The sequence below is a fragment of the Burkholderia contaminans genome, from assembly GCF_029633825.1.
In the GTDB taxonomy this organism is placed as follows: domain Bacteria; phylum Pseudomonadota; class Gammaproteobacteria; order Burkholderiales; family Burkholderiaceae; genus Burkholderia; species Burkholderia contaminans.
The window spans coordinates 114069-132960 of the sequence record NZ_CP090644.1 but is presented as its reverse complement, the minus strand read 5'-3'; the positions used below and the strand labels follow the sequence as shown (position 1 = coordinate 132960).

Below are 18892 nucleotides of genomic sequence, written 5' to 3'. Positions count from 1 at the left end.
CAGAGTACCGAACCCGAGCACGCGGCGCACGGCTCTAGACTAGGTACTGGACGAAGCCTCCGTTTGTTTGGGCGTATACCCTAGGTATCGGGGAACGAAATGCTTTGATATGTTTATTTCAAAATGTTTCAGAAAAGAAATTCTGAGAGCCGAAGTGCAAAACAGGCGTAGGGAAAGTTCCACTTTCTTGCCTTAAGCGCGTTGCGACAAACGATTACAACGGATGCACCCGGGGGCAATATGCGTCGTCCGAAATTCGAGCTTGGCGTTCGCCATGGCGAACGAGTCATGCACCGTTTCATTCGAGGGACTATAGCCCTGGCGTTAGTGGTTGTCAGTGCTATCGCAACGTCCGGCTCCATCACCTATACGTACGACCCGCTGGGCCGGTTGACAAAGGCCGTTTTCAATAACGGCTCCACTACCACAACGGTTACCTACAACTACGACGCAGCGGGAAACCGAACGTCCGTCTCCACCACATCCCCATAGCGAGGTAAGCAGTCACAGCACATAGCACGCAACAACAGCTCATCTAATTTCGTAGTTCGAAGTATTTAGAATCCTATCGGGGGATGGGTAATACCCCCGTTCAGTAGGCGGGATCAGAAGTAGAATTTCCAGCAAAGGGAGTTCTACGCGATGAAGAAGTCGAAGTTCACGGATAGCCAGATCATGGAAGCGCTCAAGCGCGCGGAAGCTGGGGTGGCGGTGCCGGAGATTTGTCGGGAGCTGGGCGTTAGCACGGCGACCTTCTACAACTGGCGCAGCAAGTACGGCGGGATGGACGTGTCGCTGATGGCCAAGATGAAGGAGCTGGAAGCGGAGAACGCGCGACTGCGCAAGATGTATGTCGAAGAGAAGATCAAGGCGGAGATCGTCGCGGAGGCGCTAGCAAAAAAAGACTGAGGCCATCTACCCGCCGCGAGATGGCCAGAGAAGCAGTAGCGAGCCGGGGTGTGTCGATCCGGCTTGCATGCGAGGCATTTGGCATAAGCCAAACGTGCTACCGCTATGAGCGGCAGCGCAATGCGGAGAACGAACAGATTGCCGATTGGCTGCTACGGCTGACCGACAATCATCGCAACTGGGGCTTCGGGCTGTGTTTCCTGTATCTGCGCAACGTGAAGGGCTTCGGCTGGAACCACAAGCGCGTGTACCGGATTTATCGAGAACTGGAGTTGAACCTGCGCATCAAGCCGCGCAAGCGGCTCGTACGGCAGGCGCCGGAGCCGCTGATCGTGCCGGCGTCGGTGAATGCGGTATGGTCGATGGATTTCATGCACGATCAGTTGAAGGACGGCCGCAGTATCCGGCTGTTCAACGTGATCGACGACTTCAACCGAGAAGCATTGGGAATCGAGATCGACTTCTCGTTGCCCTCGGCGCGCGTCATTCGGTCACTGGAGCAGATCATCGGCTGGCGGGGAAAACCGATGGCGTTACGCTGCGACAACGGTCCAGAGTATTTGAGCGATGCGATCACGCAGTGGGCCACCAGACAGGGCATTTCATTGAACTACATCCAGCCTGGCAAGCCGCAGCAGAACGCCTACGTGGAGCGATTCAACCGGACAGTGCGCTATGAATGGCTATCGCAGTACTACTGGGACGACCTCGCGCACGTGCAGCACTTCGCAACCGAGTGGATGTGGCAATACAATCACGAGCGCCCTAACATGGGCCTTGGCGGCGTGACGCCGAAACAGCGGCTCATGGCCGCGGCATAGTCTCTACTTCTGACTCGCGTTAAAAGCGGGGGGATTACCGATGTAATGCCCACGTTTCCGCGCGTCGATTTCCGGCAGTCAGTGCGTGTCTTCCTTCTGAGTGCCCTGATGGCTCTCGGATCTCACACTCTTGCTAGCCCTATTCAATCCGCCTTGCCACCAACCGCCAAAAAGGTGCCAGCGGATTGGATGTTGGGTGCACAGCCGACTGCACCGAAGTCTTCGAAGCACTACGTTGGAAAGGAGCCACCTCCCTCTGGCGTCGGGCAGCCGGTGACCTTCGTGAGCGGGAAGCCTGCGATTGCGTATTCTCCGGAGGATATTTCGGCACTCGCTAATGCGCAGGGGCCGGGGAGAAATGCAGTCAATATGTTTCCGATCTCCGGTAAAGAGTGGGAGCAATCCCGCTCGCGAGTCGTCCTCCCGCCGAACGTCAATCAAGGCGCAGCGGTCAATACGAAAACCGTTGCACCGTCCACGCGCAGCGCACGTGCCAACGTCATGAGTGCGGGCGGCAACGGAAGTCCTCAAGGGCCGGCATCGATTGCCGAACTTGCTCGCGCACTCAACTATAACCCGGACGTCATCTATCAATACGTTCGCAACAACGTCGAGGTGTATCCGGTATACGGTACTCAGAAGGGCTCATTTGGCGCCGTGCTGGACAATCAGGGGACCGTCTATGATCAAGCGATGTTGATGGTCGATCTCCTCCGAGCATCCGGCTATACAGCGAGCTTCACGACAGGGGTGATCAAGTACACGGCAGCACAATTCAACACGCTTTACGGCGTCGATACATCAAATGTTTGTGGAATCCTGAAGCTGCTAGGCGACGGCGGATTTCCAATCTATGGGGCGACGGCAGTGAGTCCCGGGCAGTGTCCTGGTAACACATCTGCACTGGTTGACGTGTCAGTGGGGCACGTCTGGGTAAAGACGGTCATCAACGGTACGACCTACTATTTCGATCCGAGCTACAAAACTCATTCATTCAAGACCGGCATCAATCTCGCCAGTTCGAGCACGACAGGCTACGACGCACCGACGTTCCTGAATTCGGCGAAGAGCGGAGCGACGATCACCGCGGACTATGCACAGAACATCAATCGCACGAACATTCGAAACAACCTGACGACCTACGCCAATAACCTCGCGACGTATTTGCGATCGAACATGCCAGCGGCTACGGTCGACGATGTGGTTGGCGGCAAATCAATCGATCTGATCTACGGGGCGATTCCGCACTACACATCGCCACCGCTGCAAAACACGGTCTATGCGCTTCAGGATCAGACGGATGTTCCGATATCCATGAAGCCGACTTTGCGGATCCAATATCAGGGGATCGATCAGACCTACTCGTCGGATGCGATCTACGGTCATCGGCTAACCATCACGTACAACTCTACTAATCAGCCGATCCTCACCCTCGACGGTTCTGCAGTGGGAAGTCCTGGCACGGCCCCTCCTTCTGGTGCGTCCACGATCCTCACCCTTACAGCGACGCACAACGCATATGCTACGACAGCTGCAAACCTGACCATCAATCAAACGATTGTCGCGAAACCCGGAAACGTGTTCACGATTGCGAATGCGTGGGGACCGACCGGTCGTGGCCTGCCGAACTATTATCAAACCGCGCTCGGCAACCTTCGAGCGGCGGGCGCGGCCGACACATCGGAGGCGGTGGGGGGAACCACTTTGGCTGTTGTCGCCGCACATTGGCTTGGCCAAACATCTCGGATGCAGTCCCTAAGCGAGCGCTTGTCCAACACCACGTTCCTGGTTCATCACGATATCGGTGTTGCAGGTTATACCGGTGCGTCCTCCTACGTGGACCTGCCCGGCGGCACATTTTCAGTGGCGAGCGTCTCTGGTGACTCGAATAGCGAGACCATGGCCTTTTTCCTACAGGGGATGCACTCGAGCATTTTGGAATCGACTGTTGTGCAACAGATCAGTTCTGTTTCAGCGGCGTCTACGGTGAAGTTGATCGATACGGCTGCGGCGGCCGGGCAGCCGATCTACAACGCAACATCGGCAAACTATGCTACCGCCGTTCAACCGAATTTGGTGAATTGCAGCGCTTACTACGGCACCTTCAGTTCTTACCTGTCTAGCGGGTTCAGCCTGGTTTTGCCGCAACACTGTGATCTGACTGAGAACAGCTGGACGGGTGCTGGCTACTACGTGCAGAGCCCCGTATTTCTGGGTGCGTTGATCACGGGGAACCTCGCCGGAGGATACATGACCCTGGGTCAGTTTCTCTCCACCCTTTCCCCGTTGGCGCAGGTCGCGTCGCCGTTTCCGCCTTCGATGTACAACCTTCCGGTGACCGTCCTAAGCGATGGCAGCTTCCGATTTGCGCCGTCTCTCCAAGGTGGGACGTCTCTCCAAGGCGAGCCATTCAATTTCGTTGCCGACCCCATCGGCCTGGCGGCCGGGAATTTTACGTACAGCCGCGATGACCTATCGTCAGGTGTGGGCCTCTTTCCGCAGCGCCTCACCTTCAGCCGCATATATAGTTCGAGCGCCAAGAATCAGGACAGTGTGCTTGGGAAGGGCTGGGCTCACAACTTCAGCGTGACCGCAAAGGTAAATTCCGACGGTTATCAGGGAATGGGGGAAGATTCAGCGCTCGATGCGGTAGCCGCGTTGGTCGAGATGAAGGCGTCGTCGGATCTGCTTACTGATGCGTCACACCCGATTGAAAAATTGGTCATTGCGACTTTGGGGCAACGGTGGTTCGGCGATCAGCTGATCAACAATACCGTGATCGTCACACAAGGTCTGAATGGCGAGGTGTTCGTGAAGTTGCCGGACGGTAGTTTCAACCCACCCCCGGGGAATTCTTCGAAGCTGATACTGAACGGGGATGGCACTTACACGTACGACACCGTTCACCATAACTCGATGCACTTCAATTCGTCGGGGAACATCGATACCTACAAAGACGCCAACGGCACGCAGGTCAACTACAGCTACACCGGAAGCAACTTGACCAGCGTCAGCAACGGCTTCTGGCGCACACTAAATTTCAGCTATACGAACGGACGGATTAGCCAGGTCTCTGACGGCGCTCGAACGGTTCAATATGGCTACGACGCGAATGGCAATCTGACGACCTTCACCGACACGTTGTCGAAGAGCACGACATACGGCTATGGGTTGCCCGGTCAGATAACGCAAATCTTTTATCCGAGCTTCCCGTCCACCGCCGGCGTGACGAACGTCTATGACAGCCTTGGACGAGTCCAAACGCAGACGAACGCGCGAGGCAAGACATACAGCTACTATTTCGCTGGATCGCGAGCTCTTGAATCTGCGCCGGGTGGTATCACGAGGCTCAGCTATCTCGATGTGCTCGGGAATGTGTTGCAGCAAGCGGATCCGCTGTTCAACGTCACCCAATTCGCTTACGACGGACAGGGGCGGCTGATTACCAAGACTTTGCCTCAGGGGAATGGCTTCTCGTACACGTACGACGATGCATCCTGTGCGAGCTCGGAGAAACGCTGCACGCAGAACGTGAAGTCGATCACGCAGTTCGCACCATCCGGCTCAGGTCTCGCACCGCTCACTCGAAGCTTCACCTATGAGAGTGCCTACAACAAGGTTGCAACTGAAACCGATGCGCGAGGCAATGCCACGACGTACACCTATGCGCCCTGGGGCGACATCGCGACCGTTACCTCGCCGGTTGACGCGAGCGGGGTAGCGCCATGGACAGCCTATGATTACTATTCCTGGACACCGACGGGCTTCCCGACGATGTATCTCTTGTGGAAGACGACGGTCAAGACGAGCGCATCGAATTCCACTGCGACGACGCGGACCTATGATTGGGCGCACCACGAAGTGCCCGCGACCACGACAGTCGACGCCGGCACGGGAACACTGAATCTCACGACCACGTACACCTATGACGACATCGGCAACCTGACCGTGGTGGACGGGCCGCGTACTGACGTGACCGATACGGTGACGACTAGCTACGACAGCGAACGGCGCCCGACCGTGGTCACGGATGCGCTGGGGAAGCAAACTCAGACCACCTATGATGCGGACGGCCGGCCAATTGCTGTCGCCCGGCAGATCGGCGCTCAATGGTTGACAAACTGCTCGCGGTACAGTGCGACAGGAAAAGTTATCCGGGCATGGGGCCCTTCGCTGACTGCATCGGCGACGACTTGCCCAACAGAGGCAGCACCAGTGCCGATCACCGACACGGCATATGACGATCTCGATCGGCCATATCAGCAAACGCAGTATCTTGCCGCTGCAGACGGGGGGAACAGAGTGACGACGACGGTGTACAACGTCGACGATTCGATCAACACCATCCAGAAAGCGACAGGCACGGCGCAGCAACAGAACTATGTGCAATACACCTATACGCCGAACGGTAAACTCAATTCGAGCGCTGATGCGAAGAACAATCTGACCGTCTATGCATACAATGGTTTCGACCGTCTGACGAACCGATACTACCCGCTGGCCAACACACCAGGCTCGGCGAACAGCAATGATTACGACGGCTATACCTACGATCCGAACGGGAACGTGGTTACCATCCGCAGACGTAGCGGGGGCACGATCACCCAGACCTGGGATAACCTGAACCGCCTGACCGCACGTACCTATCCGAGCAGCGCTAACAATGTTCAGTTCGGTTATGACCTGCGCGGACTACGCACCGCGTCGCAGTACGCGAACGGCAGTTACGCGGTGTCCTATGCTTGGGACAACGCAGGTCGATTGCTCAACACGACGGCGGGGGGAAGAACGCTCAATTTCCAGTACGATGCCGCAGGAAATCGGACCCAGACGACGTGGCCGGATGGGTTCAATACGACTACCAGCTACGATGCGTTGAATCGGCCGAGTGTGATCAAGGAGAACGGAAGCACAGCACTCGCAACGTACACCTATGACGACCTGAGCCGGGCTACCACCCTCACGTTCGCGAATGGAACGTCGATTCAACGCGGGTACGACAATCAAGGTGGGCTAGCAACGCTGACGAATGCGTTGACTGCGCCGGGCGACCAGGTGCAGTTCGTATACGCACGTAATCAAATTCTGGATGTAACCAGCGTCACACCGAGCAACCTCGCGTACCAGTGGAGCGGTGGAACGACCGGTAGCCAGAGTTATACCGCGGATGGCCTGAATCGTTACACGACGGCTGCTGGCGGTTCTGTCGGGTACGACAACAACGGAAACGTGGCTAGCTACAGCGGTTGGTCGTATGGTTACGATCTCGACAATCGCCTCGTATCTGGTACTACTGGATTGTTCTCAACAGTGAGTCTTGCGTACGACGCAGAAGGTCGCCTGCGCCAGACTGTTGAACCGAACGGTCTTGGCAGTCTCACGACGAACATGCTGTACGACGACACGAAACTCGTCGCCGAATACGATTCGTCGGGCAATATCCTCCGGCGCTATGTTCATGGTTCCGGTGCAGACAATCCGCTCGTTTGGTACGAAGGATCAGGGACCACGAACAAGAATTGGTTCTACACGGATCAACTGGGGAGCGTCGTCGCGACGGCGAATACATCGGGGGCCAAAACGGCAATCTATACCTACGGTCCGTTTGGTGAGCCGAACGCAACGAGTGGCACGCGGTTCCGCTACACGGGGCAGCAACTGATCGGTTCGCTCGGACTGTACTATTATAAAGCGAGGTTCTATTCACCGGGGCTGGGACGATTCTTCCAGACCGACCCTGTTGGCAGTCGCGATGATCAAAACCTGTATGCATATGTCGGAAACAACCCGGTCAATCGGTCCGACCCGGACGGATTGACTGGCACGATCGTAGGTACGGATTCGTTTCAACTTGCGGGTAGTTATATATGGGGGCACGGCGACAGACACGTAAGCGATCCGGATGCCGCGCGCGCAGAGATCGGCGCCCATCTTCCTCCAATAGGGGATGTGGGTGGCCCATTTTGGGGCGTCACACCGAACTATATTTATCGCGTCTTTCCGTTACCGTCTGGTGATGTAAATATTGGAACGTACTTTTATCGGCCATCTGGGATTCCGTATTAAACACTTAAATTTCTATGTGGGACGGGCATTGGGAGTTTGCGAATGAATATTTCTCAGTTTCGAGAGCTGAGTCAATTGGAAGTCGCCCTCTTGCGCAGGATGGCGACCTGTGGGGTGCCGAATGGCGATATCTTAATGGCACAGATATTAGCTGCACGCGCAAGTCCAATTGATGAAGAGGGATCGCTCCGCCTCGTGACAAGCAGTGATAAAAAATACGGTGACGCGACCGGACCTCTGATAACGGCTGTCCAAGAGGATGTCGACACAGTGCGAAATTATGGGCCATATATTAATTTCGTATTGATATTGAAAAATGGATTTATCGACGAGCTGGAGGTTTATAAGGATGACGGGGGAAAAATTGCCGCTGACTTCAATCCTGATGGCTTGTCGATCACATGGGGTGGCCCGAAAGATTCGCGAGTCTTTTAGGTTCGGTGTGCAATATCGCGGTGAAGCTTGCGCTAAGCTAGGGGGTGCCCTCACGATTTGGCACAGCGCATACAAGACGCCGCTTTAGTATCGTCATGGAGAACGCGTAAGCGTTAGCAAAACTCCCTTGACGTCGTTGGCAGTGCACCGAGCAACTCGCTCCTGTCGACGAGATTGCTGGCGATCAGATGCCGCACGTTCCCTTCGGCCTGCCACACGCCGTAGACCGCGAGCAACGCGGCGCCGAGCGCCTCCTTCCGAAATTTCTCCAGCAGACCGGGCCAGAGGATCACGTTGACCTGGCCGGTCTCGTCCTCGAGCGTCATGAACAGCACGCCGTTCGCCGTGCCCGGCCGCTGCCGCACCGTGACCAATCCGCACGCGCGCGCGAGCTGGCCGCTGCGCAACGTCGCCAGTTGCTCTGCCGACTGCAGGTGATCCAGCGCGAGGCGATCGCGCAGCAGCGCCAGCGGATGCCGGCCGAGCGTGAAGCCCATCGCTCGATAGTCCGTCACGATCTCGTGACCCTCCGATGCCCGAGGCAATGCCGGCGCCGCGTCGTCACATTCGGTGCCGCGCAGCAGATCTCGATCAGGCACGGCAGCGGCAGCCAGCCAGAGCGCGTCGCGTCGGTTATCGCCGGCGAGCGAGCGAAGTGCGTTCGCACCTGCGAGCACCTGCAGGTCGTGCCGATCAAGCGTAAGCGGCTCGGCGCGACCAGTTCCATATTCGCGCGCGCATGGGGCATGATGTGAGAGCTTGGGGAGTTCCGTGAGGATCACGTGAGATCGTGCCCACGATCGTGGATCATGGGCACGATCTATCTGGATCTATGAAGCAGTCAGGCAGTGCCATGCGAGCTGACCGACGTCAGCTTGTCGACCACATTCCAAGGCAGCAGTTCGTCGACGCGGGTGATGACGTGATCAGCGATGTGGGTCAAGACGTATTCCAGATAGGCGCGCGGGTTGATGCCATTGAGTTTGCACGCACCAATCAAGCTGTACATCGCGGCGGCCCGCTCACCCCCGCTGTCGGAACCAGCGAACAGGAAGTTCTTTCTCCCGAGGCTCACGCAACGCAGGGCGTTTTCTGCCAACGCGTTGCTGATCTCGGCTTGCCCATCCTCGCAGAACAGCGTCAGCGCAGTCCAGTGATTCAGCGAGTACTGGATCGCGCCGGCCAGCTCCGACTTGCGCGACAGCGTCGCGAGCTTGGCCCGGATTCTCGTTTCGAAGGCGTCCAGCAGCGGCTTGCTTTTCTCACGCCGCACGCGCTGCCGTTCATCGGGCGGCTTGCCGCGGATGTCGGTTTCAATGCCGTAGAACTCGCCGATCATCTCGAGCAGTTTCTGGGTCTCGTCCGTCGGTGTGCTCGCGTGGATCTCGTAGTACTTTCTCCGCGCGTGGTCCCAACAAGCAGCCTCGCGGATCTTGCCACTTACGTACAACTCGTCGAAGCCGCCGTAGGCATCGGCTTGCAGGATGCCTTCGAATCCGGCGAGATGCGTCTGAGGATGGATGCCTTTGCGATCGCACGAGTACGCGAACCACACCGCAGCCGGCTCCGTCGAGCCCGAACGGCTGTCGTCGCGCACGTACACCCAGAGTCGCCCGGTCTTCGTCTTCTTGTTGCCTGGCGCGAGCACGGGGATCGGCGTGTCGTCCGCGTGCAACTTCGTGCCCGCCATCGTATACCGGCGCAGCGCGTCGGTCAGCGGGCGGCAGAGCGCCTCACACTGTCCGACCCAGCGACCCATGCTGGCGCGGTCAAGCGTCACCCCGTCGCGCGCCGCAATTTCCGATTGTCGGTACAGCGGCGCATGATCTGCGTACTTCGACACCAGAATGTCGGCAAGCAAGCTCGGATGCGCGATACTGCGCTCGATCGGCAGTCCCGGCATCGGTGGCTGCGCGATGTGGCCGCAGGCCGGACAGACCGTCTTGTGCCGGATCGTGCGGATCACCTTGAACATCGCCGCAACACGGGCGAGCTGTTCCGAGACGTCCTCGCCGAGGCACTGCATAGCACCTTCACACTTGGGGCAGATCGAATCCGGTTTGAGCACGCGATCTTCTCGCGTAAGGTGCGGTGGCAGCGGCTCACGTACGGCCGGATCGCTGCTAGTCGTGGACCTTTCTCGTCGGACCTTTGTGTGCTGAACGTCGGCGACACCGCTGCCTGCGGCCAAATCCTCAAGCCGGAGCTCAAGCTTCTCGATCTCTCGGGCAAGTTGTTCCGACTTGCGGCCGAAGTGCATTCGCTTGAGCTTGTCGATCAGGAGCTTCAACCGTGTGATCTCGAGATCGCTTGCGGCGATGTCGCGGCGCAGCTGTTCGATCTCGAGTTCCCGTTCGATGGCCGACGCGCGAGCCTCAGCCAGCATGGCCTTCAGTGCAGCGACATCGTCGGGCAGATCGTCGAGATTCGGCATGCGCCGGAGTTTACGAGCCTCCCGAGCGGTTTTACAACACCTACAGCATCGACAGAGGTGCCGTACGGCGGGGCTGCCGCCAATCGATGCCTTCGAGAAGCATCGACAACTGCGCGACCGTGAGCGAGATCTTGCCGCCATCGGCTTGCGGCCAGATGAAGCGGCCGCGTTCCAATCGCTTCGACAGCAGCCAGAGCCCGTCGTCGGTGGCCCAAAGCAGCTTCACGAGATCGCCTCGACGTCCGCGGAAGATGAACACATGGCCGCACAACGGATTCTCCTCGAGCGTCGCCTGTACCTTCGTGGCAAGCCCCTGGAAGCCGCAGCGCATGTCCGTGACGCCCGCAGCAAGCCAGATGCGGGTGCCGGCCGGCAATGTGATCACTTCAGGCATTCCTGCAGGAACGCTTCGGCCCGCTCAGCAGACAGGCCGCGAATCTTCACGCGCCGCTTGCCGATCTCCACCTCGATCTCGCACACGGGCGTCGGCATCGGTACGCCGCTTGTCACCTTCGACGTCGCGTTTCCCGTAGGCTGCGGCGCTGGCAGCATCAACACCGAATCGATCACGTCAACGCTCAGCAACTCCGTGCCTGTCATGGCCGACGGCGCAGCTTCGAGTCCCGGCAGTTCCAGCTTGCCTTCCCGATATTGCTTGCGCCACCCGAACACGACGTTGGCGTTGATGTCGTGCCGCCGCGCGACGATCGACACCGACATGCCTGGTTCCAACGTTTCCCTGATCACTTGCTGTTTGAATGCCCGCGCATACGTGCGATGGGCCGGGCGCGCTGCATTCGGCATAGCTGACCGTCTCCGTCAATCTAAACGCGACTATCATGCGCCAGCAAAATCAGCATCGGGAAACGGTCGGGCCGAGTCGCTTACGATCAAGCTGGGCGCGACGCGCCAGATCCGCGACGTCGGCAAATGGCCGCGCCGCGCGTGCGAGCTCGATCCGGCTCGCGACGTCCTCGCGCATGCCGCGCAGCAGCGAGAAGCCGAGGCGCACGGGCGCCGACGTTGTCGGCCCTTCGATCGCCGAATCCCATGTGCTGACGTTGACGTCGACGGGCAGCACTTCAACGCCGCGGCGCCGCGCGTCCTGCAGCAGCTGCGACGGCGTGTAAAAGCCCATCGGCTGGCTATTGAGCAGCGCAGCCAGGAACACGGCCGGTTCGTGTCGACGCAGCCATGCACTCGAGTAGACGAGCAGCGCGAAGCTGGCCGCGTGGCTTTCCGGGAAGCCGTATTCGCCAAAGCCTTTGATCTGGGCGAAGATCGACTCGGCGAACTCGCGATCGTAGCCGCGCTCGAGCATGCCGCTCACCAGACGCTCGTGGTACGGCTCCAGTCCACCCTTGCGCTTCCATGCCGCCATCGCGCGGCGCAGTTGGTCGGCCTCGCCGGCGGAGAAGCCGGCCGCGAGCATCGCGACCTGCATGACCTGCTCCTGGAAGATCGGCACGCCGAGTGTGCGCGCCAGTGCCTTCTCCATGCCTTCAGATGGAAACGTGACGGGCTCCAGCCCTTGGCGCCGGCGCAGAAACGGATGCACCATCCCGCCTTGCACGGGGCCCGGCCGTACGATCGCGACTTCGATCACCAGGTCGTAGAAACACTGCGGCCGCAGTCGCGGCAGCATCGACATCTGCGCGCGCGATTCGACCTGGAACACGCCCATGCTGTCGCCGTCGCACAGCATGTCGTAGGTCGCCTTGTCTTCGGCCGGAATGTCCTGCAACTCGAACGTCTCGCCGCGCTTCTCCGAGATCATGTCGAGCGCGCGGCGCACCATCGATAGCATGCCGAGCGCCAGGACGTCGATTTTGAGAATGCCGAGCGCCTCGATGTCGTCCTTGTCCCACTGGATGATCGAGCGATCCACCATCTTCGCGTTCTGGACTGGCACAAGGCGCGTGAGCTTGCCGCGGCTGATCACGAAGCCGCCCGAGTGCTGCGACAGGTGTCGTGGATAGCCGAGCAGCTGCGCGGCAAATGCGGCCCACTGCTGATTCAGCGGCGCGTCGGGGTCGAGGCCAGCCTCGGCAAACCGCTGCAGCAGATCCGCGCGCGAATCGAACCAGTGGTGCTGCTTCGCAACGCGTTCGACGATCGCCGGATCCACGCCGAGCGCCTTGCCGGCCTCCCGCAAAGCGCTGCGCGGCCGGTACGTCGTGACGGCGGCCGTCAGCGCTGCGCGATCGCGGCCGTACTTGCGGTAGATGTACTGCATGACCTCTTCGCGACGCTGATGTTCGAAATCGACGAATCGGCGAGGGGGACAAGGGAACGAACAGCGGCGTATCGCGTGCAGGCCCGCGGCGCTTCACGAACGTGACGTCGACGCCGTCGCGCTTGGGTGCCAGCGCGAGTCGCAATGGCGCCGGCGACGCGTCGCGCGCGGCGGCCGCCGGCCGGAAGAGGTAGAACAGCGCCTGGCCGCTCTGCGCGGCCAGATTGAGCCGCCGCAATGCGTCCGCGCGCACGTGCGACTGCCAGAGCAGCACGGCGGCGCACGTGCCAGCACGCAGCGCCTGTTCGGCGGCCCACAGCGCGTCGGCCGAGCGCGGTGCCGGCAGCATCACGAAGCCGGACGGATCGATACCCCAATACGCGAGCGCCAGCGGTTGCAGCGCATGCGGCGGCTGGATCAGCATGACCGGCTTGCCGGCCGCGCGCGCGAGCACCGGCGCCAGCAGCCGGAGTTCGCCGATTCCAGGCTGCGGCGCGAGCAGTTCGATCAGCGCGCCGGGCGGCCATCCGCCGCCGGGCAGTTCGGCCGTCAACTCCGGATGGCCCGTGTCGACGCCGCGCACGCTCGAGCGCGCCAGTTGGCTGGCTCGCCATAAACTCGGATGGATTGCTTCTGGATGGGCGAGAGCGGGGTGCATGGGGTCGGTTCGCAAAATACTGTATGTTTGTACAGTATATGACAGAGATAACCGTCCCTCCAACCCCCGGGTTTACGCAGCGAGCTGGTGCTCGTAGTACGGCCGCTCGCGGTCGGCGAGGATGTCGCGCAACTGCGCGCGCCGGCTTGGATCCGGTGCGAGCCAGGCGTCGACGTTCGAGGATTTCAGCGGAATCACACACCTGTCGTGCCCTGCGGCCGCGACTTCGGGCGGCGGATCGTCGGTGATCGCCGCAAACGACCAGAGGTCGTCGGCACCGGGAATCTCGGTGCACGTCCATAAGCACGCGAGCTGCATCTGCTGCGGTGGTGTCGGATCGAAACGCAGGATGACGTCCTTCCCGTCTCGGTCGACGTGCTCGAAGAACGTGTCGGCGAGCACGATACCGTGCGTGAAGCCAAACACCTTGCGCCAGGCGGTGCCGAGCGAGTCGAAACGCGCGTTGTAGCTTCCCTGCTTCTGTTTTTCTTCCGCCTCGGTCCAGCCCGGAATACGGCAGCGGTACCGCATCGGCACGATCAGGCGCTTGCCGTCGAGTTCGATCAGCACGGGCGCATACCAGCCGGGGAAGATCCGCGAATCACGCTCCTGCAGGTCCTGCCGGCGAAGATCGTCGAGCCCGCGCGTTGCCGCATCGATCTTGTTCGTGGCGATTCGGACGTCCTCGCTGGCCTTCTTCGTGATCTTCGCGGCGAGCTTTTTCTCGGCCGCGGCCAGCCGCGCGCGTTGCTCGAACAGAGCGGTCTCCAGCTCGCGTGTTCGCTGGTTTCGATACGCGGCGATCGCGGTAGTGATCTCATCATCGACACCTGCGAACGCGGCGTCGACAGCTTTCGGGATCTTGATGTCAGCCCCGGATGCGCGCGCGAAGAAGATGCGCCGGAACGTCTCGATGTCCATGTCGGCGCCGTAACGTCGAACGTACTCTCGATAGTTCGCCTGGATCTTGGCCGAGTAGCACATCGTCGCCTCCCATAACCATTGCTCTTCCGACAGAGTATCGCGCTCAGGCACGGGCTGAACAGAATTGTGAGGATTCCACTCGGGTTGGGGGCGGCCCCGTTCTTGTAGACATGGGGGTGTGGAGCGGCAGGGAAAATTTTGGTGGGGGCGATCCATTTGACCGTTAGTTGCGTATTAAGATACCCCCCCTCTCTGAAAGCTAAGCTGCCGAGGATAGTCGATGGTGCTTGCGGGCAGTCGGGCGCGCACGCGCGCGCGCTGATTTCGGGGTGCGGCTTTGACGCGCCCCGAAATCTTTTGTCGCGCCGTTAGCGGTGCGGCGGCCAGCGGCCGCCGTAGCGCTTACGGCCTGCCGGTGGAAAGCGCATGCAGCCCGTGGGGGTTTCCTGCCAAGCGGGCGAAGCCCGCGTGACACCGCGGCATTGCCGCGGGTCGATATGGGGTATAGGTAGAGATAGGTTCTGACTAAGCCCCGACACTTAACGGCGAGCCGTCCCGACAGTTAAATGCACTTATCCACAGTTGCGAACGGCTAGGCGGCGACACGGCGTCAGAATCCAGGCCGAAAACCAGCGAATGAGACACCAAATACCGGCAGAAGACGGCACGACGGCGGATCCGCGCAAGCGCCATCCTCGCGGTAGCGATAGATAGGAGGAAACCGTTTGTACGCTAGGCGGGTGGGGCGAGCTGGTTATGCGCGACCCGGAAACACCGGTCGCGGTCCCAGTCCGGGTAGATATCTTTGAGTTCGCCGGCGCGGATCATGATCGCGCGCTCGAGATCGGCACGACGATCGTCGTCGGAGCGCGTGCTCCGAGCGACGGCCTTGGCCTGAGCAGCGGCCAGTTTGTCGGTGAGCAGCGTGCGCAGCTGGCCGGCACTGGCATGGGCCTTCCGCTCGGACTTGCGCGCGGCATTACGCCGGCGCTGCGCACGTAGGTGGGCGCGAGTGCGCTCATGGCGCAGCCACTTGCCCAGGCCGAATTGTTCGAATAGTGCAGGCGTCACGTAGCGAATGGCGGCAAGCCCACGATAGCGCGGCCCTTCGTCGCCGACCGCCACCTCGCACTGCGGCCGGCTTTTCACCAGCCGTGCGGTGACCAGGTCGCGCAGCGCGCGCTCGGCACGGCGCACCGAGAGACCCGCCTGCTCGGCCAGGTAGGGCAGGGTGAAATCCACCCAGCCGCTCTGCGCCGGCACTGCAATACGCAACGTCGAGACATCACAAAATTTGACGAGCGCTCGCACCAGTTGCACGCACGCTATACGGCGCTCGCTGCGCTGCTGGCGGCGGCTTCCATTGGCAGCGTTCAGGGCCGGCAACCAGGCCTGCGGCGTTTCGAGATATCGGCCGAGGCGCAACTTCAACTCGCGCAGCAGCCGGGGGCTGTTCGCCGGCGCCGGACACGGAATATCCGCCGGCCAAACGCGCTCGGGCAGCGACGCGCGTCGACGGGGGGCGTGCGTAGGCGCGGCCATCCAGTCGTCGCTGGCGGCCGGACAGGTCGGATTCATCGGGGCGTGCGCCAGATTCGGCGACGTACCGGGAATCAGCCGAGTCATGAGCTGGTTCAGTCCGTACCCGATACCCTCGAATTTTGGATATCCGGATCGCCGCCAGCCGCTACCACGGGGCGGAGCGGCAGCGCCGTTGCATCTGTTTTCAATGCCTCACCGACAATACGGCCAATGTTGTTCTGGATCATCATCTGATGTGCTGATTCGTTAAGTTGCTGTCACATAGATGACGCTTGACAGGGCACGCTTCTGTTCTAGAATCCGAACTTTCTGGTTTGACGCCTGCGACGCCGAAGGTCCCTGTCGTACGTCATCTTGGTCGCGCCCCGAGTGCAATCGGGGCGTTTTTTTTGACTGGCCTATCCAGTCCTCCGTATTCGTTAGCGCTACACAACATTCCAAAAGAATCGCTTTCAGTCCAGCGGAACTAGGCGATTCCATGACCAGTTGCACTCACAACCAATTCGCCGGTCGATCCTCATCGGTATAGGGCGGTTGATCATCGAACCTCGGGGGCGGCTCATCGACGACCGGTGGTTCGGCGAACAGCGGAGTCGGATCCGGTTCCGTTTCGGGCGCCTTAACCACCGTGCGCGTTCTGTTTTCGAGCTCGCGCGCAATCGCGGAGCCCGGTACCGCTAGGGCATTCGTGGCCGCTGCCGATGCGAGCGGCCGCGGTTGCCGTTGGGCCTTCCGCGCCGCGTCGAAGGCGGTCAGGGGAAGCGGGGGCATCACTTCGGTCCCCGGCCGCCAGATCCATGAATCCAGTTCCGACTCCGCGATAAGCGTGTCTAGCTCGGACTGGTAGCCGGACGACACGTCGGCCGGCACAACATAGAGCGCCGTACCGCGCTCGGCGTCAGTCAATAACGCCGTGGCGATTGGATGCTTAGCGGTCTGGTTGTAGCGCAGGCACTTCTGGTAACGACGGGTGGCCAAGGCCTTCAGAAGCGCGTTATCGGCGAGCGATTCGAACGGGATCCACGATTCGTTGGCCAGCATCATCGACACCTCCTGGACGGTGGCGATACCGGCCGCTGACAGGCTCGCGGTGGCGATGACCATGAGGTGGGTGCCTTCCGTTGCCGCCCAGATCTCGAGCTCGGACGCGAAGACCTTCTCGATCCGCTTCTTGGTCTTCTCGTCGACCATCAGGCCATAGTCGGGTAGATGCTTGATGACCAGCTTGAAGCCAAAGCGAGCGGTCGCGATTTCCTTGAGCTCACCGATCACCAGCACGAAGTGCGGCTTCCCGGATTCGGAAACAGAAATCCGGGCGAGATGCTCGGTGCGTCGCTGGGCGATGCGGTCCTTCTGGTCGCCGACGAACATCTCAGGGACGTACAGCATGTCCTCGAGGCTCATCTTCTTCGCATTCTTGCCCGCGACGGCCAACAGCAGATATTTGCGGACCACAGACCAGTTCCGCTTGCCGGCCATGGCCGGCGACCAGCGATTCAGGCCGGCCTGTTCCCAGAGGTAGTGCAGCAAACCCCGCAAGGTCAGCTTCTTGCCATCCGTCTTGATGCTGTCAGGCTCATCGCCAGAGGGCTCCGGCATCTCCCGCGAGGCACCTTTCGCCAACGCGAAACCGAACTTGAGGGTGACCTCTCCGGATTCCGGATCCTCGACGATGGCCGACCCCTCTACATCGCCGTAACCGCTCAGGCCGGGCGGGGTTTCGTACGAGTCGCAGCCGAGCTTGTGCTTCGCGCCGGTACCGGGCATACGCTTGACCTGATACCGCCCCTCGAAACGTGCGATGTACATCGGAATCGGTGGGGTCGAGCACAGGCAGAGCGGACGTGTCTTTGCCTCGTGCGCAGCTGGCAGTTTCGCGAGGAAACTATTGCTTCCCGCCTCGTATTCCAACCCGTCTAATTCAAAGTTCTGCATGCCAGATCTCCTGGTTTAAACGGCGGCTGAGCGCTTGGCCGAGCCCCTCAAGGGCGCTTTGGCAGAGCGGGGATCGGCCTCTCGGACATCTAGGCCGCGCGCGCGGGCCTCAATCAGCAACTGGACGAGTTCCACGGCCTCGTCGGCCGTCATGTCGCCAGCGATCGCGGCCGACACGATGCTGTGTGCTGTCACGGGTTTGCCACTTCGAAACACCTGATCGGGCATGGGAAGCTCCGGTATGTGGATGGGGTAGCTCAATCGCTGTCAGGCGGGACGTCGCCGAATACGGTGCCGAGCGCAATCGCACCGAGCAGTTCACGGGCGTAGGTGACCGACGGTATGGCGTCTCCGAAATAGGCATCGACGCCATACGGATTCGTACACCACAGACCTTCGCCGCTGACGAAGTCGAAACAGTGCCCGTCGACGTCGACCGATTTGCCCGCGGCCAGCGCCTGCACGAAGGCGTCGGGCGTTGGGAGATCCAGCGCCGGCCAATCGCCGGCTTCGATTGCCGCCTTCGTGTTGGCACGTCGCTCGTCGGCCGCCTTCTCTCGCGCCAGCTCGTTCTCGGCTTCAGCCAAGGCCTCCGCCAGTTCAGCCTCGGCGTTGGCCTGGTCGACCTGCGCCCAGTCGACGGCACTTTCGAATGCGTCTCGCAACACGGGCACGTCGGCGAGCAACGGCGAACAACTGAGATCGTCGGCACCGACCAGGACAAGATCTCGGCCGAGATCGCTCGCCCCATAGCGTGCCCGTTTCAGGAGTGCGTTCCGCGCTTCGGATCCCTCATCGGTCGTGCAGATCGCCATCGCGTAGTCGACGCGAGCCTGCAGCGCGCGCTCGAAAGCAATCGGCACCTCAGGATTGCGCAGACCGATGCCTGTCACCACGTCCGGTCCAGCAGGAAGTTTCGAATTCATGGTGAT

General features: G+C 60.4%; 12 protein-coding genes and 3 pseudogenes. 3 read left to right on the top strand and 12 right to left on the bottom strand.

What is annotated here, in order from left to right:
• The first annotated feature begins 642 nt into the window (after nt 1-642).
• The 3 genes from LXE91_RS41810 (at nt 643) to LXE91_RS41800 (ending at nt 8231) form a co-directional block, all read left to right on the top strand.
• A protein-coding gene (locus LXE91_RS41810; RefSeq protein WP_085954460.1) for an IS3 family transposase occupies nt 643-1730 on the top strand; the annotation gives its coding sequence in 2 pieces (ribosomal slippage) (nt 643-904 and nt 904-1730; 1089 coding nt in all).
• A gap of 282 nt (nt 1731-2012) precedes the next feature.
• On the top strand, nt 2013-7796 hold the full coding sequence (locus tag LXE91_RS41805) for an RHS repeat-associated core domain-containing protein (protein ID WP_223274425.1): 5784 nt from the start codon (nt 2013-2015) through the stop codon (nt 7794-7796).
• A 42-nt stretch (nt 7797-7838) separates the two neighbouring features.
• The gene (locus LXE91_RS41800; RefSeq protein ID WP_143277549.1) at nt 7839-8231 is read left to right on the top strand and encodes a hypothetical protein; all 393 of its coding nucleotides are present in this window, start codon (nt 7839-7841) and stop codon (nt 8229-8231) included.
• A gap of 113 nt (nt 8232-8344) precedes the next feature.
• Here LXE91_RS41800 and LXE91_RS41795 read toward each other — a convergent pair.
• The 12 genes and pseudogenes from LXE91_RS41795 to LXE91_RS41740 all read right to left on the bottom strand — a co-directional run.
• Nucleotides 8345-8929, bottom strand: a pseudogene (locus LXE91_RS41795) (OB-fold nucleic acid binding domain-containing protein); the annotation flags it as partial.
• A gap of 143 nt (nt 8930-9072) precedes the next feature.
• Entirely contained in the window at nt 9073-10665 is a 1593-nt protein-coding gene (tnpC, locus tag LXE91_RS41790; RefSeq protein WP_027813733.1) for an IS66 family transposase, read from the bottom strand.
• A 40-nt stretch (nt 10666-10705) separates the two neighbouring features.
• On the bottom strand, nt 10706-11050 hold the full coding sequence (gene tnpB, locus LXE91_RS41785) for an IS66 family insertion sequence element accessory protein TnpB (protein ID WP_027813734.1): 345 nt from the start codon (nt 11048-11050) through the stop codon (nt 10706-10708).
• The gene (locus tag LXE91_RS43870; RefSeq protein WP_395460142.1) at nt 11047-11385 is read right to left on the bottom strand and encodes a transposase; all 339 of its coding nucleotides are present in this window, start codon (nt 11383-11385) and stop codon (nt 11047-11049) included. Before LXE91_RS43870 ends, tnpB begins: the two co-directional genes overlap by 4 nt.
• A 157-nt stretch (nt 11386-11542) precedes the next feature.
• Nucleotides 11543-12949, bottom strand: a pseudogene (locus LXE91_RS41775) (helix-hairpin-helix domain-containing protein); the annotation flags it as partial.
• Nucleotides 12873-13559: pseudogene (imuA, locus tag LXE91_RS41770) on the bottom strand (translesion DNA synthesis-associated protein ImuA); the annotation flags it as partial. The pseudogenes imuA and LXE91_RS41775, both read right to left, overlap by 77 nt.
• A gap of 72 nt (nt 13560-13631) precedes the next feature.
• Nucleotides 13632-14543 (bottom strand): SOS response-associated peptidase family protein, encoded by a 912-nt coding sequence (locus tag LXE91_RS41765; protein ID WP_027811105.1) that lies wholly within the window; start codon nt 14541-14543, stop codon nt 13632-13634.
• A 672-nt stretch (nt 14544-15215) separates the two neighbouring features.
• On the bottom strand, nt 15216-16109 hold the full coding sequence (locus LXE91_RS41760; RefSeq protein ID WP_027811104.1) for a hypothetical protein: 894 nt from the start codon (nt 16107-16109) through the stop codon (nt 15216-15218).
• A gap of 8 nt (nt 16110-16117) precedes the next feature.
• Entirely contained in the window at nt 16118-16255 is a 138-nt protein-coding gene (locus tag LXE91_RS41755; protein ID WP_153260042.1) for a hypothetical protein, read from the bottom strand.
• Between the two features lie 262 nt (nt 16256-16517).
• The gene (locus tag LXE91_RS41750) at nt 16518-17960 is read right to left on the bottom strand and encodes a DUF1173 domain-containing protein (RefSeq protein WP_027811103.1); all 1443 of its coding nucleotides are present in this window, start codon (nt 17958-17960) and stop codon (nt 16518-16520) included.
• A gap of 15 nt (nt 17961-17975) precedes the next feature.
• Nucleotides 17976-18188: a hypothetical protein gene (locus LXE91_RS41745; protein WP_034192229.1), complete on the bottom strand. Its 213-nt coding sequence runs from the start codon at nt 18186-18188 to the stop codon at nt 17976-17978.
• Nucleotides 18189-18217: 29 nt separating this feature from the next.
• Nucleotides 18218-18886, bottom strand: a complete 669-nt coding sequence (locus LXE91_RS41740) for a hypothetical protein (RefSeq protein ID WP_027811101.1) — start codon at nt 18884-18886, stop codon at nt 18218-18220.
• Nucleotides 18887-18892: the final 6 nt, after the last annotated feature.

What these genes read in the sequence shown, in the direction of transcription:
- LXE91_RS41800 (WP_143277549.1), top strand. Translation starts at nt 7,839, where the DNA reads ATGAATATTTCTCAGTTTCGAGAGCTGAGTCAATTGGAAGTCGCCCTC.
- tnpC (WP_027813733.1), bottom strand. Translation starts at nt 10,665, where the DNA reads ATGCCGAATCTCGACGATCTGCCCGACGATGTCGCTGCACTGAAGGCC.
- LXE91_RS43870 (WP_395460142.1), bottom strand. Translation starts at nt 11,385, where the DNA reads ATGTCGGTGTCGATCGTCGCGCGGCGGCACGACATCAACGCCAACGTC.
- LXE91_RS41765 (WP_027811105.1), bottom strand. Translation starts at nt 14,543, where the DNA reads ATGTGCTACTCGGCCAAGATCCAGGCGAACTATCGAGAGTACGTTCGA.
- LXE91_RS41760 (WP_027811104.1), bottom strand. Translation starts at nt 16,109, where the DNA reads ATGACTCGGCTGATTCCCGGTACGTCGCCGAATCTGGCGCACGCCCCG.
- LXE91_RS41755 (WP_153260042.1), bottom strand. Translation starts at nt 16,255, where the DNA reads ATGATGATCCAGAACAACATTGGCCGTATTGTCGGTGAGGCATTGAAA.
- LXE91_RS41750 (WP_027811103.1), bottom strand. Translation starts at nt 17,960, where the DNA reads ATGCAGAACTTTGAATTAGACGGGTTGGAATACGAGGCGGGAAGCAAT.
- LXE91_RS41745 (WP_034192229.1), bottom strand. Translation starts at nt 18,188, where the DNA reads ATGCCCGATCAGGTGTTTCGAAGTGGCAAACCCGTGACAGCACACAGC.
- LXE91_RS41740 (WP_027811101.1), bottom strand. Translation starts at nt 18,886, where the DNA reads ATGAATTCGAAACTTCCTGCTGGACCGGACGTGGTGACAGGCATCGGT.